This window comes from Aeromonas sp. 11P (assembly GCF_051920165.1).
In the GTDB taxonomy this organism is placed as follows: Bacteria; Pseudomonadota; Gammaproteobacteria; order Enterobacterales; family Aeromonadaceae; genus Aeromonas; species Aeromonas veronii.
This window is the reverse complement of sequence record NZ_JBQBDJ010000004.1, coordinates 1,006,172-1,033,150: the sequence shown is the minus strand read 5'-3', so window position 1 is coordinate 1,033,150 and position 26,979 is coordinate 1,006,172. Positions and strand designations below refer to the sequence as shown.

Here is a 26,979-nt window from a genome sequence, read left to right as displayed (position 1 = left end):
AGCGGCGTCAGCCTAACTTGTCATCCCCAACACTTTTATCTCCAACACACCGGCCTCAGGCCGGTGTGTTGCTTTGGGCCGCAGCGCTGGCCGGGAGGGGGGCTGAAAGGGTTGGCTCGCTGGCGGTCGTTAACCCCATGACGCGAGGGTAGTGGCGCGGGTCGAGGCGCAGCACCAGCAGGCTCATCAGCAGCAATCCCCCCAGCTGCCACTGCCAGGCGGCGGCGAAGTCGCCCATATAGTGATAGAGCCGCGCCGCCACCCAGGGGCCGGTGGCAGCCAGCATAAAGCCAAACCCCTGCATCAGGGCGCTCAGGGTGCCGGCGCTGCGCGGGTCGGGCAGGTGATCGAGCGCAATCACCATGATCAGCGAAAAACTGCCGCCCAGACCGGCGCCGCACAGCATGCACCAGAGAATCGGGGCACTGGCTGGCGCCAGCCAGAGGCCGCCAAATCCCGCCAGCTGCATGGCGATGGCAAGGCCCATCCACGGTCGCCGATCCAGACTGCGCGCCGCCAGCAGCGGCAGGCCGAGGCCGCTGGCGGTCTGCGCCAGTGCCAGCCAGGCGACCAGCTCGCCCGCCTGTGCGGCGCTCCACCCTTGCGCCATATAGGCGGGGGCCAGCCAGGCCACCACTATGCCGTAACCGCTGTTGATGATGCCAAAGCAGACGATCAGCAACCAGCTGCGGGGCAAGGTGATCAGCCGCTGTTTGCCGTGGGAAATGGCGACCGCCGTGGCCCGTGGCAGACGCACTTTCCACCCTAGCCAGACGAGGGCCAGCAGCACCGGCAGGCTCCAGAGCGCCAGTGCCCGCGACCAGTCGAGGCTCGCCGCCAGCCGTGGCGTGAGACTGGCGCCGAGCGCCCCGCCCCCCATCATGCAGGCAGAGAAGATCCCCATCACCAGCGGCACCTTGTGGGCGAAGGCCTGCTTGATAAGGGCGGGCAGCACCCCTTGCACCAGTGCCGACCCCAATCCACAAAGCGCCGCGCTGGCGATCAGCAGGGCGCCGCTTTGGGCATCGAAGCGCATAGCGCTGCCAATGCCGAGTAGCAGCAGGGCGGCCCCCAGCAGTTGGCGCGCACTGGTGCGCCGACGCAGGCTGGGGGTGAGCAGCACGCCAATTCCGATCAGCCAGAGCGGCAGCAGGGTGAGCCAGGCGAGGGTATCCATCCCGAGCGACAGGGCGCGGCCAATCTCGCCGCTCAGCGGGCCGATAGCGGTAAGAAAGGGGCGCAGGTTCAGGCCAATCAGGATCACCAGCACCAGCAGGGCGGTCTGGCCTGCGGGTTGATCCGCATTTTGTTGATTCATTGGGTGCAGTTTCCGGTTCTGGGAGAAACAGGGCGCATTCGGGACGCGGAGTCATCGGGGCTGAACATGGCAGATCACCGTCAAAGGAGGCAAAAGCGCCAGCCTAGCGGGCTCGAAAGTCATTTGGAAATTAAATGATAGAATGGACTTCAGTGGTTTTGTAAATGGAGTGCCCCATGCTGGATCCCCTGTTATTGCGCAGTTTTGTCGCCATTATCGACACCGGCAGCTTTACCCGCGCCGGTGAACGGGTCCATCTGACCCAATCCACCATCAGCCAGCAGATCCGCCGCCTTGAGCAGCAGCTCGGCTGCCCACTGCTGGATCGCTCCGGTCGTCAGGTGGTGGCGACGGCGGAAGGAGAAAAATTGCTGGGGCTGGCCCGCCGCATTCTGGCGCTACTGGCGCAGGCCGAGGAGCAGGTGAGCGAGGGGAGCATATCGCTCAGCCTAGGGGTGCCGGAGGATTTTGCCGCAGGCGCCATCACCCCTGTGCTGGCCGCCTTTGCCCGCGACTACCCCGAGGTGCGGCTGGAGGTGGAGAGCGGCCTGAGCCACGAGATCTGGCAGCGCTTCGAGGCGGGGGAGCTGGATCTGGCGCTGGTCAAGCAGACTCGCGGGCAGGGTTCGCCCCTTGCCAGCTGGCGCGAGCCGCTGGTGTGGGTCGACAGTCGCGACTGGCCCGCACGGGAACGGGATCCCCTGCCGCTGGTGGTATTCCCGAGCGAAGGGCTCTATCGGCGGCAGATGACCGATGCGCTCGATGGCCTCGGTCGGCGTTGGCGTATTGCCTATGTCAGCGCCAGCCTTGCCAGCTTGCAGGGGGCGGTGAGCGCGGGGATCGGGGTGAGCTTGCTGCCCAAACGGCTGATGCCCGCCGATCAGCTGGCCCTGATCCAGTGGCCCAGGGTGGCGCCGGTGGAGCTGGCGCTCCATGCCGGGGGAAGCGGGAGCGAGCCGCTCACCCGCTTGAGCGCGGCCCTGATCGCCCTTTGTGACGAGGTGATGGGGCCGCAGTGAGTGGCTATGTGGTGAAAAACTGAAGTCGGAAAGATAAAACGGGGGGGATCAGTGATCCTTCCCCTCCGCCAGCTTGCGCTCGTAATCCTGTTTCACGATGGCCAGCGCCGCCAGTACCAGCTCGGGGGCCAGCTGGTTGGTTTCCAGCAGTTCAATCAGATCCACCGCGAGTTTCACCTCGGGTGGGGCAGTTTCCAGTGACATGGGCAGGGTTCCGGTTGCGGGAAGAGGGGGGATTATACAGGGGCGCCGCCGTTGGCCGAAAGCGCCCGCTCTGTCGGGCTGTGAGGCATGAAGGTCAGAGATGTTGACGCATCTCCTTGTCGATCTCCTCGCGCAGGGCAATCAGCTTTTTGGCGTACTGCTGCAACTGCAGTTCGCTCTCGCTCACCGGTTGCCACTGGGGCACCGGGGTCGGTTTGCCCTGCTCATCCATCGCTACGAAGATGATGATGCAGTGGGTGGTCTTGTGGCGCTCGGTCTCGGTGGGGTGGCGGCTGTAGACATCCACCGCCAGATGCATGCTGGTGGTGCCGGTGTGGATCACCTGGGCGTGAACCTCTACCAGCTGGCCAATCTGGATGGGGCGCAAAAAGCGGATCCCCCCCACATAGACGGTCACTGCATAGCCGCCGCACCAGCCAGCGGCGCAGGCATAGCCCGCCTGATCGATCCACTTCATCACCATGCCGCCGTGGACCTTGCCGCCGAAATTGACGTCGGAGGGTTCGGCCAGAAATTGCAGGGTCAGTTCGCGATTGGGCACAGTCACATCCTTATTGCCTGAAGAGTTTCCCAGAGCTTTGCCCCATCGGCCTGCCCGGTCAAGGGTTCATCCCCGATTCAGGGGGGTGGGGTCACTATCTGGCTCTATTCATCCCGATTTCACTTTTTTGACCCACAGGAGTGACACCATGAAACAGATGCTGGAACAGTTGCTGGGGGCTGGCAAAGGTTGGCTCAACGAAGGCGGAGACAAGCGCAAGGGGCAGATGCAGGGAGCGCTGGCCGGTGGTGCGCTCGGTCTGCTGCTGGGCAATAAAAAAGTGCGCAAATATGGCGGCAAGGCCGCTGCCGTGGGCGGCGCCGCAGCCCTTGGCGGGTTGGCCTACAAGCTCTATCAGGATTGGCAGGCCCAGCAGGCGGCGCCCGCCCAGCCCACTCATCCCATCAGCGGGCTGGAAGGTAATGCGCTGGATGCCCGCGCGGCGCTTTTGGTGCGCGCCATGGTGGCCGCGGCCCGGGCCGATGGCCATATCGACGGCGCCGAGCGCCAGAAAATTCAGGAGTACCTGACCGAACAGGGCCAGAGCGATGTCGCCCGCTGGATTGACGCCGAGCTGGCCCGTCCCCTCGATCCCCACGCGCTGGCGCGGGAAGTGACCGATATGGAGCTGGCCACCGAGGTCTATCTCGCCTCCCTGCTCGCCATCGAGGTGGATCACTTTATGGAGCGCGGCTATCTCGACGAACTGGCGCGCGCCCTCAAACTCGATGACAACCTCAAGGGCAGCATCGAGCGGCAGGTGGCCCAGCTTAACGCCCCCGCCTGATACCCCTCATCGCCATGGATTGCCGATAACGCCCCGCTCAAGGGGCGTTGTTGTTTCTGCTGCCCGTCAAAAGATGCGGATGAGCCTATTTGGAATGCGGGGCACAGCCCCTAAGATGGCGCAGGACCATCACCATTTTTGCAAGGAGCAACCGTTGGAGATACGCAAGGCGACCGAACTGGATATCGACGCGATTGTCGAGCTGAACCGGCAGATAGGAGAGCTCCACCATCAGCACTATCCCGAAGTGTTCAGCCCCCCTTCGCCAGAGGAACGGGGGTTCTTATTGAGCGCCATCGGCGCGGAAGGGCGTCTATTCTGCGTTGCCGAGCAGGATGGCATGGTGGTGGGCTTTTTGACGGCGCGGATCGACATCAATGAGAGCGTGCCGTTTCTCAGCAAGCTGCCTATCTGCCGGATCGGCTCGGTGGTGGTGGATGAGCAGCACCGTTCTCGCGGGATTGGCAAGGCGCTGATCGCCCATTGCGATGAGTGGGCCAAGGCCCGTGATGCTCAGCAAATCCGGCTGGAGGTGATGGTCTTCAACGAGCGCGCCAAAGCCCTCTACGCGTCGCTGGGCTTCAAGGTGCAGTCGCAGATCATGGCCAGATAACCAGTTTCTGATGGCGAGCCAAGGCGCGTCACTCCCCAACTACACAGGCCCGTTACGGGCCTTTGTTCGTTTCGCCAGCGGCTCTTTGCCACGTCATTTTTCACCGAGTTGCGCAGCGATCAGCGCCGCCAGCCGGGTGAGCGCCTGCTCCAGCTGCTCGCTCCAGGGATGGGAGCTATTGAGGCGCAAGCAGTGGTTGTGTTGTCCCTGACTGGAAAAGAGTGCGCCGGGGGCCACTGAAAAACCGCTGCCCAGAGCCTTGGCGTGCAGGGCGCGGCTGTCAAAATGGGCAGGCAGCGCCAGCCAGAGAAAGTAGCCGCCATCGGGGGAGGAGATCCGTACCTCGTCCGGCAACAGCCGTTGCAGGGCCGCCCGCATCTGCTGCTGGCGCTGGGCCAGGGTGTAGCGCAGGCGGCGAAAGTGGGCATCGACCCCGCCTTGGCGCAGCATCTCGGCCAGCGCCAGCTGGCTCGGTACATTGGTGGAGAGGGTGGACATCAGCTGCAGCCGCTGTACCCGCTCGGCATGAGGCCCCGCCACCACCCAGCCGACCCGAAAGCCCGGCGCCAGACATTTGGAAAAGGAGCTGCAGAGCAGGCTGTCGCCACGCTGATCCCAGTGGCGGATCGGCTTGGGGCGCTCGCGGCCAAAGTAGACCTCCGCATAGACGTCATCCTCCACCAGCGGCACCCCGTGGCTGTTGAGCAGTGCCATCAGCCCCTGTTTGTGTGCATCGGGCATGGTGTGGCCGAGCGGGTGCTGCACATTGCCCATCAGCCAGCACGCCTTGACCGGCATTTGGCTGAGGGCGTCTTCCAATAGCGCCAGATCGATGCCCACCCCCGGAATGACCGGGATCTCCACCGCCTTGAGTTTCAGCCGCTCGATGGCCTGCAGGGCGCCATAGAAGGTGGGGGACTCCACCACCACCCAGTCACCGGGCTCGGTCAGCACCTGCAGGCTGAGGGAGAGCGCCTCCATGGCGCCTGTGGTAATGATGATCTCCTGCGGATTGACCGCCACCCCGTCGCTGGCGTAACGCTGGGCGATGGCGCGGCGCAGCGCTTCGTTGCCGGGGGGCAGGTCGGCCACCGTGCTGAAGGGATCGAGTTTGCGCATACAGCTGGCCAGGGCCCGCCCGAGCTGGGGATGTGGGAACAGGGTCGGATCGGCCACCGACATGCCAAGGGGCACCAGTGCCCGCGATTTGCTCGCCTGCAACACCTCGAACACCAGATCGTTGATATCCACCGAGCCGCTGTAGTGGGTCTGGCTCGGCGTGTGCTGCACGACCTGTGGTGAGGCGGCTTTGACGTAGTAGCCGGACTGGGGGCGGGCGAGGATCCGCCCCTGACTCTCCAGCAGTTGATAGGCCTGCAACACCGTCATGGGGCTGAGCCCATGGGTCTTGCAGCTCTGGCGAATTGAGGGGATGCGCTCCCCCGGTTGCCAGATGCCATCGTCGATCTGGCTTTGCAGGCGGTCGGCCAACTGCTGGTAAAGGGACATGATCTGGATCAACTGTTATAGGTGTAATTCAATATAACTGCATCTGTTATAGGTGTCATGCTCCGTGATGTACTTGTCACGCACGAAACGTGCAAGGCAAATACAACAAAAGAGAGTGACGCATGATCAATCCGGATGACGTGGTCAGCCTGTCTCGCCTGCAATTTGGCGCCACGGCCCTGTTCCACTTCCTGTTTGTGCCCCTCACGCTGGGGCTGTCCTGGATCCTGGTGATCGCCGAGTCGGCTTATGTGATGACCGGCAAGGTGATCTATCAGGACATCACCCGCTTCTGGGGCAAACTGTTTGGCATCAACTTCGTCATGGGGGTCACCACGGGGATCACCATGGAGTTTCAGTTCGGCACCAACTGGGCTTACTACTCCCACTATGTGGGGGACATCTTCGGTACCCCGCTGGCCATCGAGGGGCTGATGGCCTTCTTCCTCGAATCGACCCTGGTGGGGCTCTTCTTCTTCGGCTGGGACAAGCTCTCCCGCGGCAAGCACCTGCTGGTGACCATGCTGGTGGCGCTCGGCTCCAACCTCTCGGCGCTCTGGATCCTGATCGGTAACGGCTGGATGCAAAACCCGGTGGGGGCCGAGTTCAACCTGCTGACCCAGCGCATGGAGCTGGTGGATATCGCCGCCGTGCTGTTCAACCCGGTGGCGCAGGTGAAGTTCGTTCACACCGTTGCGGCGGGCTATGTGGCCGCCTCCATGTTTGTGATGGGGGTGAGCAGCTGGTATCTGCTGCGCAAGACGGAAGTGCAGTTTGCCCTGCGCTCCTTCGCCATCGCCTCCGGCTTCGGGCTGGCGGCCATCCTCTCGGTCATTGTGCTCGGGGATGAGTCGGGCTATCGCACCGGCGAGGTGCAGAAGGTCAAGCTCGCCGCCATCGAGGCGGAGTGGGAGACCGAGCCAGCGCCGGCTTCCTTTACCCTGTTCGGCTTCCCGGATCAGCAGGGAGAGACCACCCACGCCGCCATCAAGATCCCGTATCTGATGGGGATCATCGCCACCCGCTCTATCGACGAGGCGGTGACCGGCCTCAAGGATATCAAGGAGCAGAACGAGGCGCGCATTCGTAGCGGTATGGTGGCGGCCGAGGCCCTCGACCAGATCCGGCAGGGCGCTGACAGCCCGGCCAACCGCGCCCGCTTCGAGCAGCACGGCAAGGATCTCGGCTACGGCATGCTGCTAACCCCCTATGCCAGCAATATCGCCAAGGCGGGGGAGGCGGAGATCGCCAAAGCGGTCGATGACTCCATCCCGCCGGTGGCACCGCTGTTCTGGGGCTTTCGGGTGATGGTGGGGCTTGGCGTCACCATGCTGGGGCTGATGGTGGTGAGCTTTGTTCAGCTCTGCCGCAACCGGCTGCAAGACTCGCCACGGCTGCTCAAGACCCTGCTCTGGAGCATTCCGCTGCCCTGGATTGCCATCGAGGCGGGCTGGCTGGTGGCCGAGCTCGGCCGTCAACCCTGGACCATCAGCGATGTGCTGCCGGTCTCGGCCTCGGTCTCTTTGCTTCAGCCGGGCCAACTCTGGTTCAGCCTCATCGCCATCTGTTCCATCTACACCCTGTTGCTGGTGGTGGAGCTGTTCCTGTTGCGCCATGTGATCCGCAAGGGGCCCGCCATTCTCCATACCGGCCGCTACAGCGGTGAACAACCCGAACTTGCGAGGATCGCCTGATGGATTACGCAACCCTGAAACTCATCTGGTGGGCGCTGGTGCTCTTCATGATGGTCGGTTTTATCGTGATGGATGGCTTCGATCTCGGCATCGCCATGCTGCTGCCGGTGGTGTCGAAAGATGACGACGACCGCCGTCTGGTGATCAACAGTGTTGGGCCGGTGTGGGAGGGCAATCAGGTGTGGCTGATTGCCGGTGCCGGTGCCCTGTTCGCCGCCTGGCCGCTGGTTTATGCCGCAGCTTTCTCGGGGCTCTACATCCCCATGGTGGTGCTGCTGCTCGGGCTCTTTCTGCGTCCGGTCGGTTTTGACTATCGCAGCAAGCTGGCCGATCCGGTGTGGCGCCACTGGTGGGATCGGGCGCTGGTGGCCGGTGGCCTGATACCGGCGCTCATCCTCGGTGCGGCTATCGGTCTGGTGATGGAGGGGCTGCCGTTTCGCTTCGACACGGCGCTGCGTCTGCACTACGGCGCGTTCGACTTCCACTGGGGCTGGCTGCTCTCGGTGCTGGCCACTGCCATCAGCCTGTTGCTGCTGCACGGCGCCGGTTTTCTGCAAGCCAAGGTGACCGGCACCCCTGCGCTGCGCGCACGGGGGATCGCCATCCTGCTGGCCCCGCTGGTGACCCTCTGCTATCTGCTGGCCGGCTGGCATCTGGTGGATCTGCAAGGGTTTCAGCTGACCGGTGTCGGCACACAACCCTTTGACCCCAATGCTGCCATCAGCCCGCTGATGAAGGGGGTGATCCCCCACGCCGGAGGCTGGCTGCGCAACTATTTTGACTATCCGCTGCTGTGGCTGGTGCCGATCATCGGGGCGCTGGCGCCGCTGGTGAGCGGGATTGCCTCCTGGCTGGAGCGGGGCCGGATTGCGCTGCTGGCTAGCGCCATCGCCTGCGCCGCCATGCTCTGCTCGGTGGCCATCGCCCTGTTCCCCTTCGTGCTGCCCTCATCCCTCGATGCGGTCAGCAGCCTGACCCTGTGGGACAGCACCTCCAGCTACAAGACCCTGGCCATCATGTTCGGCCTCGTGCTGGTGCTGATGCCGGTCAACCTGGGCTACACCGGCTGGGTCTATCGGGTGGTGCGCGGCAAGCTCGACCGTGCCCGCATCAAGCGCGACAGCCATCAACTCTACTGACCTCAAGGGATCTGCTATGTGGTACTTCACCTGGATTTTGGGCCTCGGATTCGCCCTGCTGCTGGGCCTGTGCAACCTGCTCTGGCTGGAAGCGCGTTGGCAGGCGGACGAACGGGACGGCAACTGACGGCGGGGGCTCGCGCCCCTCCCGATGGCCGGTGGCTGGCGTTCACTCGTCGCCATCGGCCATCTCTCTCCCCTTCTTTAAACGACACACACGACACACTTTCAACCGACAACCAACCGACAGGTAATTGTGATGAAACAGAGATTGAAAGCGGTGGCGCTGGCCATCGGGTGCGCGCTCACCGTCGCCCCGGCCTGTGCCGAGCCGGTACAACTGACTCCACTGGATAAAACCTTCACCCTGCAGGTGCTCGGCAGTGGCGGCCCCATCTCCGACGACCTGCGCGCCTCCTCCAGCGAGGTGATCTGGTGGAAAGGGAAATCCCGCATCCTGATCGATGCCGGTGGCGGCGTCTACCTGCGCTTCGGCCAGGCGGGGGCCAAGCTCGAAGAGGTCGATTTTATCGGCATCACCCACTTTCACACCGACCATGTGACCGACCTGCCCGCCCTGCTCAAAGGGGCCTATTTCTTCGAGCGCAGCGATCCACTGGATCTGGCGGGGCCCGAGGCGGGTTCGGCCTTCCCCAGCATGAGCGGCTACTTTGATGCCCTCTTCAACAAAGACAAGGGCGCTTATGCCTACCTGAGCGGCTTCAAGGATGGCACCGATGGCCTCTTCCCCATCACTCTCCATGATGTGCCCTACCAGAGCCCGCAGCCTCACACCGTCTATCAGCAGGATGGGCTGACCATCACCGCGCTCGGCATCCCTCACGGTGACGTGCCCTGTCTGGCCTATCGCATCGAGAGCGCCGAGGGGACCATCGTTATCTCGGCGGATCAGAACGGCAGCAACCCGGCCTTTGTGCCGTTTGCCAAGGGGGCCGACATTCTGGTGATGCCGCTCGCCATCCACGAAGGGGCCGACCCGGTCTCCGCCTCGCTCCATGCCAAGCCATCTGTGGTGGCCAAGATTGCCGCCGAGGTGAACCCCAAGCTGCTGGTGCTCAACCACTGGATGGGGGTTGGCCTCAATCACAAGAAAGAGGCGATGGCCATCGTCAAACAGCAGTTCCACGGCCAGATCGTGGCCGCCCGCGATCTCTCCAGCTACCCCGTTTCATCCGTCAAGGAGTCCGCCCATGAGTAACTCAAACAGCAACAAAACCACCGGCAAACTGACCCTATCCATCGCCATGACCAGCCTGATTGCCCTGACACCGGGGCTGGCGCTGGCGGCCACCCCGGGCGATGCGCCGGTCAAGGCCGCCCCCAGCGAACAGCACGGCGGCAAGTGCGCGGCGGGCAAGTGCGGCACCGAGAAGCGCTTCGAAAAACAGGCTTTAGACAGCGACCCGCAGGGGCGACTGGTGCGCGCCCGCGATGGCAAGTGTGGCGTGGCGGGTGAGGGGATTGATGGCGACAGATCCAGCAAGGGCAGCAAGATGACGGAGGGGGTATGCGGCCAATAAGCTCCCGCAGTCGGGGGATCGGGCTGCGTCAGGAGCATCTGGATGCGCTCTGCGTCGGCCCCGTCCGCCCCGGCATCGACTTTCTCGAACTGGCGCCGGAGAACTGGATGGCCATCGGCGGCGCCAAGCGGGCGCAGCTGCATCAGCTGGCCGAGCGTTACCCGCTGGTGGCCCACGGCCTCAGCCTCTCTCTCGGCGATTGTCAGCCCCTCAACCGCACCCTGCTCAGCCAGATCCGCACCTTTCTGGATGAGTTCGGTATCGGGATCTACAGCGAGCACCTGAGCTTTTCCCGCGACCAACAGGGGTATCTTTACGAACTGCTACCGGTGCCGCGTCAGTGGGAGAACATCCCCTATCTGGCCGAGCGGATCGCGCAGGTGCAGGAGGCGCTGGCCCGCCCGCTGGTGCTGGAAAATATCTCCTACTACCACGGCTATGACCACGAGATGCCGGAGGAGGATTTTCTCGCCGAGCTGGTGGCGCGCAGCGGCTGCGAGCTGCTGCTCGATATCAACAACGTCTTTGTGAACAGCCGCAACCACGGTTACTGCCCCAAACGGATGATCGCCGGGCTGCCGAGCAATGCGATCCGCTATTTCCATATCGCCGGTCATCTGGAAGAGGCGGATGGCACCTTGCTGGATACCCATGGCAAACCGGTGTGCGAGGAGGTGGTGGCGCTGGCCCGTTATACGGTGCAGACCCACGGTTTGCGTCCCCTGTTGCTGGAGCGGGATCACCATCTGCCACCTCTGGCAGAGCTGGAGGCTGAGCTGGCGCGGGTGCACGGCGCCTGTTGCGAGGCGATCGACAGTCAGGTGCGGGAGGTGCGCTATGGATAGACAGTTATCACTGATCACTGCGCCCAAAACGGCGCCGCAGCGGATGCAGCAGCAGACCGCCTGGCTGGCGAGCCGGGTGCGGCTGCCGCAGGATGGCATCGCCAGCCACTATGCCCGCAGCGTGCGCGCCAATGTGGAGTCGGTGCTGGAGAGCGCTTTTCCGCTCACCCACGCTCACTGGGCACCGGTGGACAGGTGGCAACTGGTGGAGGGCTTTGTCATCGCGCACGGCGCCGAGGCCCCCGAGTTTCACCATATCGCCACCGAGTTTGTCCGCTATGTGCAGCATCGCCACAGTGAGTGCTCTCTCAACTGGCCCAGGCAGCGGCTGGCGCTGCTGGAGTACGAGTGGGCCTGCCTCTGTGTCGAGATTGATGAAGGGGTAGTGCCGCAAGTTATATCGGGGGTTGAGGTGACGGCGGAGAGTTCGTTTGTGCTCAATCCTACCCTGCAACTGCTGGAGCTCCCCTTTGCCATTCGTCGCAGCGGCGTGGTGCCGACCCGGCAGGGCAGCCACTTCTATGGCCTGTTTCGCAGCCCGGATCATCAGGTGGTGACCCAGAGCTTGCGCGAATGGGATGTGGCGCTGATCCAATCGCTGCAACAACAACCGGGGATCACCCAAGCCGCGTTCCTGCAACAGGTGCAACAGGTTCGCCGCGACTTTGATCTGATCGAGTGGGTACGCCATTTTTACCGGCTGGGTCTGCTGACTTTGTCCGTTGGCGAGCGCCAGTCCGGCACCCCCTTGCCCCCATTTAACAAACACCAAGGAGAATTCCCATGAACAACACCCTGATCCAGTGGTACGAGCGGGCGGTAGCCCAGTGCAAGCGGCTCGATTTTCTGGCCCTGCTGGCCATTCGCCTCTATCTCATCCCGGTCATCTATGTGGGGGCCCACTCCAAGGTGATGGGCTTTGCCGGCACCGTCGCCTGGTTTGGTGCGCCAATCTCGGAAGGGGGACTCAACCTGCCGTTCCCGACCCTGCTCGCCTTTCTGGCGGCGGGCACCGAGGTGCTGGGCTGCATCTGCATCGCCCTTGGCCTCTTTACCCGCATCATGGCCATTCCCACCATCTTCCTGATGAGCGTGGCGAGCGCCATGGTGCACTGGAAACACGGCTGGGATGCCATCGCCACCGGCAGCATGGAGGCCACTGTGCGCCTCAATGGTTTTATCGAGTGGCTGGCCGCCAACTTCCCCGGTCGCTACAACTACATCACCGAGCTCGGGGATCCCGTGATGCTCAACAACGGGATGGAGTTTGCCGCTACCTACTTCGTGATGCTGCTGGTGCTGCTGGTTTACGGCGGGGGCCGCTACGTCAGCCTAGACTACTGGCTCAAGCGTGCCGTGACCGGCAAAGCAGGCGTGCAACAGGCGGCATAAGGCTTGCCCACGGATAACAAAAACCATAACGACAGAGCGTGAAAAACAGCGAGCGGCCGAGGGCCGCTCGCTGTTTTTGTGCTGTGTGGGGAGAGTGTCAGCTGCGTCAGCCGCTACTGGTAGCGGCCGACTGCGATGGGGGACTCCTGCTCAATCTGGCCAAGGCGCTCGGCCCACTGAGCGAGCCAGGCTTCCCGCTCTTCTTGCGAGACCCGCACCGGGGCATAACAGATATGGGGGCGCAGCACATCGAAGCCGACAAATTGCAGGATCCCGCGCTGGATGGGGCGCAGCACCCCGTCGATATCGCCGTTGAAGCCGTCGGGCAGATAGGTCTCGGTAGGGCCGCCGGTGGTGAGGCTCAGCAACGCCCGCTTGCCGCGAAACTTGCCGCTCTCGTAGATATGACCCTGACCGTAGACCCGTCCCATGGCAAAGACCCGATCCACCCACCCCTTGAGGATGGCGGGCAGGCCAAACCACCAGAGCGGGAACTGGAAGATCAGCAGATCGGCCGCCTCCAGCTTTTGCATCTCCTGCTCCAGCTGCGGGGCAAAGCTGCCTTGCTCGGTGGCAGCCAGCTCTTCGAGTTGCAGCTTGAGAAAATCGGGATCGCTGGCGGCGGTGAAGTTGCGCCGATCCGAGACGGGATCAAAGCCCATCGCATAGAGATCGCTGGTCATCACTGTGTGGCCCGCCTGCTCCAGCGCCCTGATGGCGTGGCAGAAGAGGGCACCGTTGAAACTTTTCGGTTCGGGATGGGCATAGACGATAAGCACCTTCATAACAGACTCCGTGGCAAATGATGCGAGGGTGACAGGCTTGGTTATTGAAAAAGTTACTGAAACAGTTGCTGAAATGGTTGCCGGGTTGACGCTGTGTCACAGCATAGAAGCCTGCTGTGCCGATTGCAGCAGGCGCCACGCCCTTGCGTGACGCCTGCTGGCGCAACTTATGCCTGACAGGCGGCGAGCCGGAGGGCTTCGCGGCGCTCGCTGACATGGGTCAGTCCGTAGGCCAGCAGCACGATAAGGGCGCCGATCCAGGGTGTGTGCATCAGGCCGAGGTGCTCAACCACCAAGCCACCGACCACAGATCCCAGCGCAATGCCGACGTTGAAGGCGGCGATATTGAGGCCCGATGCCACATCCACCGCTTTGGGAGTGTGCAGCTCGGCCTGCTTCACCACCAGTACCTGCAGACCCGGCACGTTGCCGAAGGCAAAGGCGCCCCACACCAGCACGGTGAGCACGGCCAGCACTGGATGGGGGGCGGTGAAGGTGAGGGCCAGCAGCACTAGCGCCAGACCGGCAAACAGCAGCTTCAGCGCAGGCAGGGGACCCATCTTGTCGGCCAGCTTGCCACCCCAGATATTGCCGACGGCGACCGATACCCCGTACACCAGCAGGATCAGGCTCACCGCACCGGCGCTAAAGCCGCTCACCTGCTGCAGGATGGGGGCGAGGAAGGTGAAAGCGGTGAAGGCGCCGCCATAACCGAGGGCGGTTTTGGCGTAGACCAGCAGCAGCGGCTTCTTGGTCAGTACCGAGAGTTGTTCGCGGATGGTGGAGGCCGCCCCCTTGGGCAGGTTGCTCGGGATCAGCAGCAGGCTACCCACCATGGCGACCAAACCCAGCAGGCTTACCACCAGAAAGGTTTCACGCCAGCCAAAGACCTGACCAATCCAGGTGCCGAGAGGTACGCCGGTCACCAGCGCCACGGTAAGGCCGCTGAACATGATGGCGATGGCGCTCGCTGCCTTCTCTTTGGCCACAAGACCCGTGGCGATGGTGCTGCCCACCGAGAAGAAGACCCCGTGCGCCAGTCCGGTCAGGATGCGGGCCACAATCAGGCTCTCGTAACCGGGGGCCTGCCAGGCCAGCAGGTTGCCGGCGGTAAAGAGCGCCATCAGTCCTACCAGCAGCCACTTGCGCGGCACCTTGCCGGTCAGCGCCGTGAGCACGGGGGCGCCGATGGCAACCCCAAGGGCATAGAGGCTGACCAACAGGCCCGCCGAGGGGAGCGAGACATTGAGCTGCTCTGCGATGGTGGGGATAAGCCCCACGATCACAAATTCGGTGGTGCCTATCGCAAAGGCACTCAGGGTAAGGGCAAATAACGCCAGTGGCATAACAACTCCTTGGTTGAGGACTCCCGACGGGAGAATGGCGCCAGTATGCCGATGCGTTTTGTTGGCAAAAATGACGGCAACATCAAATTACTTTTGCCAAATCAGCAGCAATGGCGATGAGTAGGAGGGGAATGGGAGAGACAAGAGTGGCCGCAAAGAGGGGGGAAGAGAGATGAGAGCGAAGTGACTGGAAAGCAGAGTAAAAGCGTGCTGAGCGAGTAGGGTACCAATAGAGAATGGTGCTGAAGAATGTCGTTGAGCGTTATTTACACCCTTCTCCCCTTGTGGGAGAAGGGTTGGGGATGAGGGGGAGCTATCTGCTTGAAGGCCTATGGCCTATAAGAGGAGCTTGCCCTCACCCTCTCCCTCTCCCACAGGGAGAGGGGATAGCTCGTGGTTGCAATAGGGTCGTGAGGGTTGCCATGCTTCCCTTCCCGCTTAATCCCAATCTGGCGCAAAGTCCGGGTTGGCGCAGCGCTCGCCCCGATCCAGCGTGGCGATGGCGGCCATCTCCTCGGCTGTGAGCTTAACATCGAGGGCTGCAAGGTTAGCGGCGAGATTCTCCCGCTTGGTGGAGCTCGGGATCACCGTCATCTCCTGCGCCAGCAGCCAGGCCAGCGACACCTGCGCCGCCGATACCCCGTGGCGCTTGCCAATCTCCATCAGCAGCGGCTCGCTCAGCACCTTGCCATAGGCGAGCGGCATATAGGCGGTAACGGCGATACCGTGGGCTTTGCAGAACTCCACCACTTTGCGGTTTTGCAGCAGGGGATGAACCTCGATCTGTTGGTGAGCGATGGCCCCCGGCCCCAAAATCTCGATAGCCTGTTTGAGCTGGGCCACGGTGAAGTTGGAGACCCCGATCTCCCGTGTCAGGCCTTGTGCTTTGGCCTCGGCCAACTGCTCCAGATAGACTTCCATCGGCACCTCATCCTTGGGGGAGGGCCAGTGGATCAGCGCCAGATCCAGGTAGTCGGTGCCCAGTTTTTCGAGGCTCACCTCAAGGCTCGGGATCAGCTTGCCCGGGCCAAACTCGCTGGTCCACACCTTGGTGGTCAGGTAGATCTCGTGACGGGCAATGGCACTGCGGCTCAGCACGGCACCGACGTCGGCTTCGTTGTCATAGATCTGGGCGGTATCGATATGGCGGTAGCCCAGCTCCAGACCGTTGGTCAGGGTGGCAAGCAGCGGCTCGCCCTTCAGGCGGAAGGTACCCAGACCCATGGGTGGCATATTGATCATCTCGTTCCTCAATGGGGTGGTGGTTGGCCCTTGATGGGCTGAATGGTAAGTGGCACAGGGGCCAGTCAGGCGCCCAGCGGCTGATAGCGGCGAATGGTGCTGCTGGCAAACCATGGTTCGGCCTTGGCGACAAATTCGGTAAAGTGGGGTTGGCCCTGATGGGAGGTGAGGGCCGCTTCGCTCTCCCACACCTCGTAGAGCATCCAGCTGTTTGGATTGTCCAGATCCTGATGCAGCTGATAGCGCTGGCAGCCCGCCTCTTGCAAGGTGGCCGCAATCAGCGGCTCAAGGGCGGCGCGAAACTGGGCGGCGAATTCGGGTTGGGCTTCAAGCTGGGCAATCACAATCACGGGTGATGACATCTGAACCTCCTTGGCAAAAACGAAGAGTCAGTATGCCTGCCGTGACGTGCTGGAAACAGGGCGCTGGTCGCAAAACAGTATTGAGGGGAAAGCAGCAATCCTGTAGCTAGAAATACATGGCGTAAGTGCCATGGTGGCATGAAATCAAAGAGAAAAAGGGCGGACGTACCGCCCTGTATCATCAGGCGTGGGAAGGTTCTGACCAGACTGCAAATTCATTGCCGCTGGGCTCAACGAAGTGGAAACGGCGGCCACCGGGGAAGTCGAACAGTGGGCGACTGATGGTGCCACCGTGTTGGCTCACCTTGGCTTGAGTTGCTTCAATATCGGCGCTATAGAACACCAGCAGTGCGCCACCCTGAGCTGTCTGGTTGCACTGATCAGCCCGATAGAATCCGCCATCCAGCCCCTCATCGGCAAAGGCGCAGTAGTCGGGGCCGTAATCAACAAACTGCCAGCCAAATACGGCCTGAAAGAAGGCTTTAGTTGCGGAAAGATCTCGCGCTGCAAACTCTACATAGTTCAGTTTTTCATGGACGTTCATAAAGTGATGCTCCCTGCTGATGTATTGGGCATGATGGCAGAGATAGCTGCGCCAACCTACTGACACTTCTTACGTTTTTTCTGGTCTGCTTCTCACGAGAGCGCTGCTACGATATGGGGCTTGAGCAACAAGGCTGCGGATGTGCTGAAGGGAATAAAAAAAATAAGTGGAACCGGATCCTTGCTGCGCTGGTAAGTGCGCCAACTACAGTTGTGGTGGCGAATTATACGGTAGCCGAGCAGTAGACTATTGATGAAAACAGTCAGAGTAAAAATGACAAGAAATTCCAGCAATTGAAGACCCCATTCAGGTAAAAGGTGGGTTGTACAGGTATGGATTCGTCATGTCTAGACCCGTATGGGGATTCATTTTCGCTCAGCTTGTTCTTGTTACCGTTGGTGTGGTTTTTGTTCCAGTTGCTCCCACGGGGTCAGTTTAAGCTGCTTGCGCCGCAGCCAGAGCCAAGATGCCATGGTCAGGCCGCAGAATCCCGCAAACAGGGCTGTTTGGCGCAGGGCAAATAGCGGATCTATCCCCATGGGGTGCCAACTGAAAAACCACATCGCCATGCCCCATACCAGACCAATGCCTACCCCGAATACCAGAACGTTGGTTAGCCAACCCTCATAGTGAGGCGGTTTGACGGGATAACCGAACCTGCGCAGCAGCCTGCACAGCGGGGGATTGTAGTTGGCATGCCATACCCCTTTGTTAGCCAGCTCCTGATGGGCGGCGGCCAGCCGTTCTTCAAATGTCATGGTATTCATCCTTGTGAAACAAATGGCGCCATACGGCGCTTTTCAGGCTGCATTGTACTGACAAATCGAGAGCATGATGTGGGCTCGGGGTCACGTTCTTTCTCTGTAGAAAAAAAGAACTGGCCTCACCGCCCGCTTGTCAATCCACAGCGGCTGCGCCTATAAAGGCCCATTACTCTTGTCCGGATAACAGCAATGAAGACCCATTCTGATGAACTGACCCTGTTTGTGGCGGTGGTGGAGGCGGGCAGTTTTCGCCAGGCGGCGGAGAACCTCGGCATGGATAACTCGGTGGTGAGCCGTGGCATCAAGCGGCTGGAGGAGAAGCTCTCCACCGTGCTGCTCAATCGCACCACCCGCCGGGTCAGTCTGACCGAAGAGGGGAGCTGGTTCTATCAGCGGGCGGTGAAGATCCTGACCGAGATGAGCGAGGCGGAGGGGCATCTGCTGATGCGCCGGGAGCAACCGGAGGGGATCTTGCGGGTCGATGCGGCTACCCCCTTTATTCTGCACCGGCTGGTGCCGATCATCGGCGAGTTTCGCCGCCGCTACCCCGCCATCGAGCTACAGCTGCACAGCTCGGAGGGTTTTATCAATCTGATGGAGCGACGGGTGGACATGGCCATCCGCATCGGCGAGCTGACCGACTCCTCCCTGCGCGCGCTGCCCCTTGGCCGTTCGCGGTTGCGGCTGCTGGCCTCTCCTGCTTACTTGAGCGAGCGCGGCACCCCGCGCCAACCGGCAGATCTGCTGAGCGGTCACGAGCTGCTCGGTTTTTTGCATCCCGATCACCTCAACCACTGGCCGCTGCTCAGTGCCGAGCAGGGGGATCGCTTTGCCATCACCCCCAGTCTGCGTGCCAGCAGCGGTGAAACTTTGCGTCAGCTGGCGCTGGCGGGGCAGGGGATCGTCTGTCTGTCGGATTTCATGACCGGGCCGGATCGGGAGAGCGGCGCGCTGGTGGAGGTGCTGTCCCGCAGCAACAGTGGCGCCTCGCGCCCCATCAATGCGGTCTTCTACTCCGATGCCCAGCGGGATATCCGGCTGCGGGTCTGGCTCGATTTTCTCAAAGAGCAGCTGGGCAGCCATACCCTGTAGTTCAGGTTGGTTTGTGCGGTTTGTTTGAACGGTTCGTCGCTGCGGTTTGCTTGGCGAAGAACAAGCCGCGCCTTCGTTGCGGCCAATCAGCATTAGCCTGGTGGCAGATAAACAGACGGCCGACTTGAGGGTCGGCCGCCGGTTCGGGAAGGTGTGTGAGCTGAAGCGCAGTTAGCGGGGCAGTTTGCCCCATACCCGGCTGAGCAGGGCGCCGCCGATCACCGGCGGAATGGCCAGCAGCAGGGTCCACTGCCATGAGAGGCCGCCGACGGTGGCGGCCAGTACGATGCAGGTGAGCACCACCAGTTGGGCCACCATCATCAGGAAGGTGCCTTCGCGGGGAGTCAGAGTCTCTTTTTGAGTGGCGACGTGAGCTACGGGCGCTTGAGTGGTGGTCGGTTTCATGGCGATATCCCTCTGTTGAGTCTGATATCACTAAGCAATGGCCATTCCACATTTTTTCATGTTAATTATCAATTGTTTGCGAGTTCCGTCGTCATTCCCGTTTCGAGAGGGCAGGCAAAATGATTTGCAAAATGAAAACGCCACCCTGCGGTGGCGTCTTGGTTATTGAGAGGGAGAGAGGGAAGCGCCGGACCTAGCCAATCCGGTATTGGCGGATCTGCTCGTCGATGGCTTTGGCCAGTTCGAACAGTTCGCGGCTGGCGGCATTGCTCTCCTGCGCGTGTTCCCGCTGGTGTTCGGCCACCATGGCCAACTCGTCCAGCGCCGTTCTGGCTTGCCCCATCTGTTGATTCTGCGCCTGTGCCAGCGCGCTGATCTCGTTGATCTCGAGGGCGGTCTGGTTGATTTGGCTGGTGGCATCAACCAGCACCTCTCTGGCCTGATTCATCCTGTTGTATCCCTCTTCGCTCAGGTTGCGGGAGTCTGCCATCGAGCTGCTGGCCTGCCGCGTTCCCTCCTGCAGGCGCAAGATGAGATCCTGCACATCCTTGGTGGCGGTCTGGGTACGCACCGCCAACTGACGTACCTCGTCGGCCACCACCGCAAAGCCCCGTCCCATATCCCCTGCCCGGGCCGCTTCGATGGCCGCATTGAGGGCCAGCAGGTTGGTCTGGTTCGAGACATCGCGGATGAGGTTCATGATCTGGGTGATGTTGTTGCTGTCTTTCACCACTTCATCGAGCAGGGCCGAGGAGCTGCCGATGCTGCTGCGCAAGGTGTCGAGTTGCGCGGCGCTCTGGGTCACATCCTGCTCGATGCTGAGCATATGGTTGGCGATGCGTTGGGTCACGTCGTTGACTCCTTCCGAGCGGCTGGCGATCTGCTCGGCGTTGTCGCCGATGGTGGTGACCACAGTGGTCAGCTCCTGAATGCTCTGGGCCTGCTGGCACGCTTCTCCTGCCAGTGCCTGGGCCTGCTGCATGGATTGGGACGACTGCGCGGAGAGGGCGCTGCCTGACTGCTGGAAGCGGGAGAAGCTCTGGTTCAGGCTCTGGATCAGCTGATTGAAACTCTGGGCCATCAAACCCAGTTCAGACTCGTCCGAGAAGTCGAGCCGGGTCGCCAGATCCCGATCGGCAGTGATGTGGTGCATGCCATCGGCAGCCTGACGAATGGGGCGACTGATGGAGTGAGCCAGCCAGGCGGAGGCCAGCATGGCAATCCCGCCGATGGCGAGCGACACCATGATGATCAGCTGGCGGGATGCCTGCAGTCCCTCTTCCAGCTCGGCGCTGTTGATCTCGCCAATCAGCAGCCGGTTGAGGGTGGGGATGTAACGTACCGCGATGAGGTAGGTTTGCCCCTCCAGTGTTAGCGCCTCTACGGCCACCTGTTCCCGGGCATTGGGAATAAGCCGCTTGACGGTATCGAGGAAGGATTGCTGGTGGTGGGCGGCCCCCTCTACCTCCTGCTCGGGGTGGATCTCGATATTGCCCTCCATATCCGCCAGATAGACCTGGCCACTCTTGCCGATCCGGTAGCCGCTGATGAGTTTGCTCAGGGCACTCATGTCGATGGAGGTACCTGCCACCGCCAGGGTCTTGCCCTCGTGGGTGACGGCGGTGTTGATATAGAGGGAGGCGCGCTTGTCAAAATCGGAGATGTCGAGGTTCAGCTCATAGGGTTTGCTGCGCTTGAGAAAGCCGTAAAACCACCCATCTTTCGGGTCTGATTCGCTCAGCGATTTTTGGGCTGTTGGGCCGCCGCTGAAGTTGATCAGGGTGTTGCTCTGGCGGGGTGCGATAAAGACGTTGCCGCCGATCCGCCGTTGCAGATCCTGAAAGTAACGCTCCATGGCGGGCCACTCTTGCTCTGGCATGCCAGCGGTCAGCCAGTCGATGACAAAACGGTTGCTGGCCAGCGCCTGCGCTTCGGTCAGGTGCTGGATAAGCTGCGCGGTCAGCTGGTTGGCAATGCGATCCACGCTGCTTGGCAGCTCGTAGCGTTCGACCCGCTGCTGGGCCTGACTGTGGGATATCTGCTCGAGGATCAAGGTGATGCAGCTGATGGCGATGGCCATCAGTATCGCCACGCCAGCGAGGATCCGGGTGCGGATCCCGAGCCCTGACCAGAGTGAGTGCAGTGTAAAACGGTGTATCGCCCTCTCCATATCGCTCTCCTCATAAATAAGGTCGCATATGCGACCCAGATGATGATTATAGATAGAGAACTCAATTGCGTTGTGGCGGATGGTAACAACAGAGGGCGGCAGAAAAACAGGAGGGAGCAATGAGCGGGGAAGGGGGCAGAAACCAGCAAGGGAAAGCATAAAAAGAGAGGCCGACATAGCGGTCGGCCTCTTGGGTGTTTATCTCAACGGAATGTCGGGTGCCCGATCAATCCTCTTCAGCCCAGCGGCGTGAACGCTCGACCGCTTTCTTCCAACCGCTGTAGCGTTTGGCACGGTCGTCGCGGTCCATCTGCGGGATGAACTCACGGTCCACGCTGAACTTGTCTTCCAGCTCGTCCGAGCTTTTCCAGAAGCCGACGGCCAGACCTGCCAGGAAGGCGGCACCCATGGCGGTAGTCTCGATACGGGTCGGGCGCACCACCGGGGTGTGCATCATGTCGGACTGGAACTGCATCAGGAAGTCGTTGGCCACAGCGCCACCATCTACTTTCAGGGCTGCCAGCTTGATGCCGGAGTCCTGCTGCATCGCATCCAGCACGTCGCGGCTTTGATAGGCGATGGATTCCAGAGCTGCACGGATGATGTGGTTGCGGTTGGCGCCGCGGGTCAGGCCGACCATGGTGCCGCGAGCATACGGATCCCAGTAGGGGGCGCCCAGACCAACGAAGGCCGGTACCAGATAGACGCCATTGGTATCGCCCACTTTAGAGGCGAAGTAGTCGGTATCGCGGGCATCGTGAATGATCTTGAGCTCGTCACGCAGCCACTGGATGGTAGCGCCGCCCATAAACACCGCACCTTCCAGCGCGTAGTTCACTTCCCCTTTCGGGCCGATGGCGACTGTAGTCAGCAGGCCGTTGCTGGAGCGAACCGGCTCGGTGCCGGTGTTCATCAGCATGAAGCAGCCGGTGCCGTAGGTGTTCTTGGCCATCCCTTTTTCAAAGCAGAGCTGGCCGAACAGGGCAGACTGCTGGTCACCGGCAATACCGGCGATGGGGATGCGGGAGCCGCCGCCACGGGTGGTGTAGCCGTACACTTCAGAAGAGGGTTTCACTTCCGGCAGCATGGACATGGGGATGCCCAGCTCGTCCAGCATCTTCTCGTCCCACTTCAGCTCGCGGATGTTGTAGAGCATGGTACGGGAGGCGTTGGTCGGGTCAGTGACGTGGACTTCGCCATTGGTCATCTTCCAGACCAGCCAGGTATCGATGGTGCCGAACAGCAGCTCGCCGTTCATTGCCTTCTCGCGGGCACCTTCCACGTTGTCGAGGATCCACTTCACCTTGGTACCGGAGAAATAGGCATCCAGCACCAGACCGGTGTTTTCGCGAACGTACTCTTCCAGACCGCGTGCTTTCAGCTCCTCGCAGATGGCGGCGGTGCGGCGGCACTGCCAGACGATGGCGTTGTAGATGGGCTTGCCGGTGGCCTTTTCCCAGACGACGGTGGTTTCACGCTGGTTGGTGATACCGATGGCGGCGATCTCTTCGCTGCGAAGGCCAGTCTTGGCCAGCACTTCGGTAAAGACGGAGGATTGGGTCGCCCAGATCTCCATCGGGTCGTGCTCTACCCAGCCAGCTTTCGGGTAGTGCTGGGTGAATTCGCGCTGGGAGGTACCGACAATGTTGGCATCCTGATCAAACACGATGGCGCGGGAAGAGGTGGTTCCCTGGTCCAGAGCGACGACATATTTCTTTTCAGCAGACATGATGTTCTCCACGTTTCTATTTTCCACGTTTTTATACGTTGGAGGGGGCCGCTCTTATGCGGCAGCCTCTTCTTTGGCGGTTTGGGTCGCTTGCTCGGTGGTGACGACACGGTTGCCCGGGACGCAGGGAGCCAGCACTTTGACATACAGAGCGGTACCAATCTGGGCGCCAACGATGGGGCCAAGGATCGGAACCCAGAAGTAGGGGTTGTCACGACCACCGGTCAGGGCAACATCACCCCAGCCAGCAAAGAACGCGAACAGTTTCGGACCAAAGTCACGGGCCGGGTTCATGGCAAAACCGGTTAACGGGCCAAGGGAAGCGCCGATCACCGCGATCAGGATACCGATCAGCAGGGCGGCAGCGAACCCTTTGGGGGCGCCGTTGTTGTTGTCACCCAGCGCCATGATGCCCAGCATCAGGACGGCGGTGATCACCAGCTCGACGGCAAAAGCTTGCATATTGGTCAGCAGGGCATTGGGGTAGGTGGAGAAGATCCCGGCGGTGCCGAGGCTCTCGACGCTGCCGCGCACCACGTTATGGGTCACTTCCCACTGGGTGAAAAGGTTACCATAAAGGAAGTAGACAAGGGCGGCGAAGCAGAAGGCACCGGCCATCTGGGCGATGATGTAGGGCACTGCCTTGCGCTTGTCGAACCCGCAGAAGGTCATCAGCGCCAGGGTTACAGCCGGGTTCAGGTGGGCACCTGAAATGCCGCCGGTCACATAGATGGCGATGGCCACACCCAGACCCCAGGTAATGGAGATTTCCCACTGCCCGAAGTTGGCGCCTGCCAGCACCAGTGCCGCCACACATCCGACGCCGAAAAATATCAGCAGGCCGGTTCCGATAAACTCGGCGATGCACTCGCCAAGCAGGGTATTGGGTCTTTGTATGCTCATACTTTTGTTCCTTATATCCACCCGTAGAGGTTTGATGTTCCGTTTTATCTTTTTGTGTCTATCCGTTGCCGCCGAAAACGTTTCCTTGTTGTTTTTGCGTCTTGCGCAAACGTTATGCTCGTTTGCGCTCGTTATCGGTCGTGACAGAAAATAACCCTTCCCAATAATTTCACCATCCCCCCTCCATAGGAAATGTGGACAAGATCCCACTCATTGCTAAGAAAATGTGACGTAAAGCATCTTGATAACCGCCAGTTACCACTTAGGGGGTAGCTTGCAACCCTTGCCACACAAGGGCTGGCGCTTGCTGAGTGATTTCTCATTTGGAGCTTTTATTTGTAATAAAACTGCAATATTTGAGCATGCATCACAGATTAAATGAGCGCATATGAGCACAATAGGCTCGCTTACGAATCAGCGGACTCACATGATTCGTCGGAATGGTCAGGGCATCCTCAACCGCCCATAACAACAATAAGGAAGCAGAACATGCTTAGTCTCTTCAGGCCTGCGGCGCACATCGACAGGCTCCCGGCTGACAAGGTCGACCCCTTCTACAAACGCATGCGTTGGCAGGTGTTTTTCGGGATCTTCTTCGGTTACGCCGGCTACTATCTGGTACGGAAAAACTTCAGTCTGGCGATGCCCTATCTGATCGAGCAGGGCTTCTCCCGTGGTGATCTCGGTTTCGCGCTCTCCGGGGTCTCCATCGCTTACGGTTTGTCCAAGTTCCTGATGGGGAACGTCTCCGACCGTTCCAACGCCCGTTACTTCCTCTCCGCCGGTCTGCTGCTCTCGGCTGCCATCATGTTCATGATGGGTACCATGCACTGGGCCACCTCCAGCATTGCCATCATGTTTGTGCTGTTGTTCCTGAACGGTTGGGCACAGGGCATGGGCTGGCCGCCCTGCGGTCGTACCATGGTGCACTGGTGGTCACAGAAAGAGCGCGGCGAAGTGGTTGCGGTCTGGAACGTGGCGCACAACGTGGGTGGCGGCATGATTGGCCCGCTGTTTATCCTCGGGATGGGCTGGTTCAACGACTGGCGCAGCGCCTTCTATGTGCCTGCGGCAGCGGCGGCCGCCATCGCGGTGATCGCCTTCTTCGTGATGCGTGATACCCCGCAATCGGTCGGTCTGCCTCCCATCGAGGAGTACAAGAACGACTATCCGAAGGATTACAACGAGAGCCACGAGCAGGAGTTCTCCGCCAAGGAGATCTTCGTCAAGTACGTGCTGCACAACAAACTGCTGTGGTACATCGCGATCGCCAACGCTTTCGTTTACCTCATTCGTTACGGTGTGCTGGACTGGGCGCCAACCTACCTGAAAGAGGCCAAGCACTTCACCGTCGACAACTCCTCCTGGGCTTACTTCCTCTACGAGTGGGCCGGTATTCCGGGCACCCTGCTGTGTGGCTGGATCTCTGACAAGATGTTCCAGGGCCGCCGTGCACCGGCCGGTATCCTGTTCATGGTGCTGGTGACCCTGGCTGTGCTGGTTTACTGGTTCAACCCGGCCGGCAACCCGACCATCGACATGATGGCACTGGTGGCTATCGGCTTCCTGATCTACGGCCCTGTCATGCTGATCGGCCTCTATGCTCTTGAGCTGGCACCGAAGAAAGCCGCCGGTACTGCGGCAGGTTTCACCGGTCTGTTCGGTTATCTGGGCGGCGCCGTGGCAGCCAACGCCATGCTGGGTTATACCGTTGACCACTTCGGTTGGGATGGCGGCTTCATGGTGCTGACCGTCTCCTGCGTGCTCTCCATCATCCTGCTGGCGATGACCCTCAAGCATGAGAACATTGCCGTTGCGGCCAAGAAAGCGGCTGCCCATAAGGCATAAAACGTGATCCTCAGCTTATTGATCCCAAAGGGGATCAGGTAAACTGCCAAAAGGCCCCGCATCTGCCGGGGCCTTTTTTTGTCTCATCATCGGAGTGCAAGCGTGAAGCAAACCCAACGACATCTGGAGATCCTGGACGTCCTGACGCGGCAGGGATTTGTCTCGACCGACGATCTGGTGACCCACTTTGACGTCAGCCCCCAGACCATTCGCCGGGATCTGAACGATCTCGCCGAACAGAACAAGATCCGGCGCCATCATGGCGGTGCCTCCCTGCATTCGAGTACCGTCAATACCGCCTACAGCGCCCGTAAAGTGATGCAACTCAAGGAGAAAGAGCGCATCGCCCGCGAGGTCGCGGCCAATATTCCCGACGGCTCATCGCTCTTTATCGACATAGGCACCACCACCGAGGCGATCGCCCGCGCCCTGCTCGATCACCGTGAGCTGCGCATCGTCACCAACAACCTCAACGTGGCCAGCATTCTGACGGCCAAGGATGACTTCACCGTCATCATTGCCGGTGGCGAGATCCGCAACCGCGATGGCGGCATCGTGGGGGAGGCGACCCGCGACTTTATCGGTCAGTTTCGCATGGACTATGGCGTCATCGGGATTTCGGGGATCGACAACGACGGCTCCCTGCTCGATTTCGACTATCACGAGGTGAAGATTGCCCAGGCTATCATCGCCCACTCCCGTCAGGTGTTCCTGGCCGCGGACCACACCAAGTTCGGTCGCAATGCCATGGTCAATCTGGGCAATCTCAGCCAGATCCACGCCCTCTTTACCGATCAGGAGCCACCGGAAAAGCTGACGCGATTGATGGCGCAACACCAGATCGCCTGCCACATCTGCTGACGGCGAAACACGCCAAGGCTGTGCCGGTCGCCCGTCAGGGCGGCCTCCTTTCTCTTTCTCTCCCCTAGCCCCGCACTCATCTCACCCCTTTATGGGTATTGCCAAAACCACTACTCAATCTGGTTTTTTGGCTATCAACCCGCCGATGTTGGCCCGACGCCATTTGCTCCGCTGACCAGTCCCCTTTGCCACCTCTGGCGGGCTGTGGCGATCACACTTTCATCATAAAATGTTCGTTTGTTGTATTTTCATGTTCTAAAATGAGCGAAATCAAACATTGCTGTTATAGCAATCATAAAAATGAA

28 protein-coding genes are annotated in these 26,979 nt (G+C 60.9%); 14 read left to right on the top strand and 14 right to left on the bottom strand.

The window, feature by feature from the left end; all coding sequences use genetic code 11:
* Positions 1–55 precede the first annotated feature (55 nt).
* Positions 56–1,318, bottom strand: coding sequence for a cyanate transporter (locus tag ACTG1P_RS04830; RefSeq protein WP_440000632.1), 1,263 nt, complete (start codon positions 1,316–1,318; stop codon positions 56–58).
* Positions 1,319–1,494: 176 nt separating this feature from the next.
* On the opposite strand from ACTG1P_RS04830, the gene ACTG1P_RS04825 reads away from it, so the two are divergent.
* Entirely contained in the window at positions 1,495–2,337 is an 843-nt protein-coding gene (locus ACTG1P_RS04825) for a LysR family transcriptional regulator (RefSeq protein WP_440000631.1), read from the top strand.
* Positions 2,338–2,385: 48 nt separating this feature from the next.
* Here the strand turns inward: ACTG1P_RS04825 and rsmS are convergent, their stop codons facing one another.
* A complete protein-coding gene (gene rsmS / locus ACTG1P_RS04820) occupies positions 2,386–2,541 on the bottom strand; it encodes a pleiotropic regulatory protein RsmS (protein WP_074042636.1) in 156 nt (51 codons plus the stop codon).
* Between the two features lie 94 nt (positions 2,542–2,635).
* Entirely contained in the window at positions 2,636–3,103 is a 468-nt protein-coding gene (locus ACTG1P_RS04815) for an acyl-CoA thioesterase (RefSeq protein ID WP_440000630.1), read from the bottom strand.
* A gap of 148 nt (positions 3,104–3,251) precedes the next feature.
* On the opposite strand from ACTG1P_RS04815, the gene ACTG1P_RS04810 reads away from it, so the two are divergent.
* Both ACTG1P_RS04810 and ACTG1P_RS04805 read left to right on the top strand, forming a co-directional pair.
* Positions 3,252–3,890 (top strand): tellurite resistance TerB family protein, encoded by a 639-nt coding sequence (locus ACTG1P_RS04810; RefSeq protein WP_042656069.1) that lies wholly within the window; start codon positions 3,252–3,254, stop codon positions 3,888–3,890.
* Positions 3,891–4,044: 154 nt separating this feature from the next.
* A complete protein-coding gene (locus tag ACTG1P_RS04805) occupies positions 4,045–4,503 on the top strand; it encodes an N-acetyltransferase family protein (RefSeq protein ID WP_440000629.1) in 459 nt (152 codons plus the stop codon).
* A 93-nt stretch (positions 4,504–4,596) separates the two neighbouring features.
* Here the strand turns inward: ACTG1P_RS04805 and ACTG1P_RS04800 are convergent, their stop codons facing one another.
* Positions 4,597–6,012, bottom strand: a complete 1,416-nt coding sequence (locus ACTG1P_RS04800; RefSeq protein ID WP_440000628.1) for a PLP-dependent aminotransferase family protein — start codon at positions 6,010–6,012, stop codon at positions 4,597–4,599.
* 122 nt (positions 6,013–6,134) lie between these two features.
* On the opposite strand from ACTG1P_RS04800, the gene ACTG1P_RS04795 reads away from it, so the two are divergent.
* The 8 genes from ACTG1P_RS04795 to ACTG1P_RS04760 all read left to right on the top strand — a co-directional run bounded on the left by ACTG1P_RS04795 (position 6,135) and on the right by ACTG1P_RS04760 (position 12,623).
* Positions 6,135–7,706, top strand: a complete 1,572-nt coding sequence (locus tag ACTG1P_RS04795) for a cytochrome ubiquinol oxidase subunit I (RefSeq protein ID WP_440000627.1) — start codon at positions 6,135–6,137, stop codon at positions 7,704–7,706.
* Positions 7,706–8,845, top strand: a complete 1,140-nt coding sequence (gene cydB / locus ACTG1P_RS04790) for a cytochrome d ubiquinol oxidase subunit II (RefSeq protein WP_440000626.1) — start codon at positions 7,706–7,708, stop codon at positions 8,843–8,845. Before ACTG1P_RS04795 ends, cydB begins: the two co-directional genes overlap by 1 nt.
* Before the next feature lie 16 nt (positions 8,846–8,861).
* Positions 8,862–8,972 carry a cytochrome bd-I oxidase subunit CydX gene (gene cydX, locus ACTG1P_RS04785; RefSeq protein WP_005337572.1) on the top strand — a complete coding sequence of 37 codons (111 nt, stop codon included), beginning with the start codon at positions 8,862–8,864 and terminating at the stop codon, positions 8,970–8,972.
* 132 nt (positions 8,973–9,104) lie between these two features.
* Positions 9,105–10,064 (top strand): MBL fold metallo-hydrolase, encoded by a 960-nt coding sequence (locus tag ACTG1P_RS04780; RefSeq protein WP_042081514.1) that lies wholly within the window; start codon positions 9,105–9,107, stop codon positions 10,062–10,064.
* Positions 10,057–10,386: a hypothetical protein gene (locus ACTG1P_RS04775; RefSeq protein WP_440000625.1), complete on the top strand. Its 330-nt coding sequence runs from the start codon at positions 10,057–10,059 to the stop codon at positions 10,384–10,386. The genes ACTG1P_RS04780 and ACTG1P_RS04775 overlap by 8 nt, the downstream gene beginning before the upstream one ends.
* Positions 10,374–11,231, top strand: coding sequence for a DUF692 domain-containing protein (locus ACTG1P_RS04770; protein WP_440000624.1), 858 nt, complete (start codon positions 10,374–10,376; stop codon positions 11,229–11,231). Before ACTG1P_RS04775 ends, ACTG1P_RS04770 begins: the two co-directional genes overlap by 13 nt.
* Positions 11,224–12,018: an HvfC/BufC family peptide modification chaperone gene (locus ACTG1P_RS04765; protein WP_440000623.1), complete on the top strand. Its 795-nt coding sequence runs from the start codon at positions 11,224–11,226 to the stop codon at positions 12,016–12,018. Before ACTG1P_RS04770 ends, ACTG1P_RS04765 begins: the two co-directional genes overlap by 8 nt.
* Positions 12,015–12,623, top strand: a complete 609-nt coding sequence (locus ACTG1P_RS04760) for an HvfX family Cu-binding RiPP maturation protein (protein WP_124929019.1) — start codon at positions 12,015–12,017, stop codon at positions 12,621–12,623. Before ACTG1P_RS04765 ends, ACTG1P_RS04760 begins: the two co-directional genes overlap by 4 nt.
* 113 nt (positions 12,624–12,736) lie before the next feature.
* On the opposite strand, the gene ACTG1P_RS04755 is transcribed toward ACTG1P_RS04760, so the two are convergent.
* From ACTG1P_RS04755 to ACTG1P_RS04730, 6 genes are all read right to left on the bottom strand, one after another.
* Complete coding sequence (locus tag ACTG1P_RS04755) at positions 12,737–13,408, bottom strand: NAD(P)H-dependent oxidoreductase (protein WP_236321911.1); 672 nt, start codon at positions 13,406–13,408, stop codon at positions 12,737–12,739.
* A gap of 167 nt (positions 13,409–13,575) precedes the next feature.
* Positions 13,576–14,754, bottom strand: a complete 1,179-nt coding sequence (locus ACTG1P_RS04750) for an MFS transporter (protein ID WP_042031181.1) — start codon at positions 14,752–14,754, stop codon at positions 13,576–13,578.
* 438 nt (positions 14,755–15,192) lie between these two features.
* Positions 15,193–15,996, bottom strand: coding sequence for a 2,5-didehydrogluconate reductase DkgB (dkgB, locus tag ACTG1P_RS04745; RefSeq protein ID WP_440000622.1), 804 nt, complete (start codon positions 15,994–15,996; stop codon positions 15,193–15,195).
* 65 nt (positions 15,997–16,061) lie between these two features.
* Positions 16,062–16,358 (bottom strand): putative quinol monooxygenase, encoded by a 297-nt coding sequence (locus tag ACTG1P_RS04740; protein WP_440000621.1) that lies wholly within the window; start codon positions 16,356–16,358, stop codon positions 16,062–16,064.
* A gap of 181 nt (positions 16,359–16,539) precedes the next feature.
* Complete coding sequence (locus ACTG1P_RS04735) at positions 16,540–16,902, bottom strand: VOC family protein (RefSeq protein ID WP_069555015.1); 363 nt, start codon at positions 16,900–16,902, stop codon at positions 16,540–16,542.
* A gap of 389 nt (positions 16,903–17,291) precedes the next feature.
* Positions 17,292–17,660 carry a DUF6404 family protein gene (locus tag ACTG1P_RS04730; RefSeq protein ID WP_076493666.1) on the bottom strand — a complete coding sequence of 123 codons (369 nt, stop codon included), beginning with the start codon at positions 17,658–17,660 and terminating at the stop codon, positions 17,292–17,294.
* A gap of 195 nt (positions 17,661–17,855) precedes the next feature.
* Here ACTG1P_RS04730 and ACTG1P_RS04725 point away from each other — a divergent pair, with 195 nt between their 5' ends.
* Positions 17,856–18,758, top strand: a complete 903-nt coding sequence (locus tag ACTG1P_RS04725; RefSeq protein ID WP_440000620.1) for a LysR substrate-binding domain-containing protein — start codon at positions 17,856–17,858, stop codon at positions 18,756–18,758.
* Between the two features lie 171 nt (positions 18,759–18,929).
* Here the strand turns inward: ACTG1P_RS04725 and ACTG1P_RS04720 are convergent, their stop codons facing one another.
* The 4 genes from ACTG1P_RS04720 to ACTG1P_RS04705 form a co-directional block, all read right to left on the bottom strand.
* On the bottom strand, positions 18,930–19,163 hold the full coding sequence (locus ACTG1P_RS04720) for a hypothetical protein (protein ID WP_005337550.1): 234 nt from the start codon (positions 19,161–19,163) through the stop codon (positions 18,930–18,932).
* A 193-nt stretch (positions 19,164–19,356) separates the two neighbouring features.
* Positions 19,357–21,333 carry a methyl-accepting chemotaxis protein gene (locus tag ACTG1P_RS04715; RefSeq protein ID WP_440000619.1) on the bottom strand — a complete coding sequence of 659 codons (1,977 nt, stop codon included), beginning with the start codon at positions 21,331–21,333 and terminating at the stop codon, positions 19,357–19,359.
* Positions 21,334–21,559: 226 nt separating this feature from the next.
* On the bottom strand, positions 21,560–23,062 hold the full coding sequence (gene glpK / locus ACTG1P_RS04710) for a glycerol kinase GlpK (RefSeq protein WP_227094823.1): 1,503 nt from the start codon (positions 23,060–23,062) through the stop codon (positions 21,560–21,562).
* Between the two features lie 54 nt (positions 23,063–23,116).
* The gene (locus ACTG1P_RS04705) at positions 23,117–23,965 is read right to left on the bottom strand and encodes an MIP/aquaporin family protein (RefSeq protein ID WP_440000618.1); all 849 of its coding nucleotides are present in this window, start codon (positions 23,963–23,965) and stop codon (positions 23,117–23,119) included.
* Between the two features lie 489 nt (positions 23,966–24,454).
* On the opposite strand from ACTG1P_RS04705, the gene glpT reads away from it, so the two are divergent.
* The gene (gene glpT / locus ACTG1P_RS04700) at positions 24,455–25,813 is read left to right on the top strand and encodes a glycerol-3-phosphate transporter (RefSeq protein WP_005337540.1); all 1,359 of its coding nucleotides are present in this window, start codon (positions 24,455–24,457) and stop codon (positions 25,811–25,813) included.
* A 102-nt stretch (positions 25,814–25,915) separates the two neighbouring features.
* A complete protein-coding gene (locus ACTG1P_RS04695; protein WP_005347045.1) occupies positions 25,916–26,674 on the top strand; it encodes a DeoR/GlpR family transcriptional regulator in 759 nt (252 codons plus the stop codon).
* Positions 26,675–26,979: the final 305 nt, after the last annotated feature.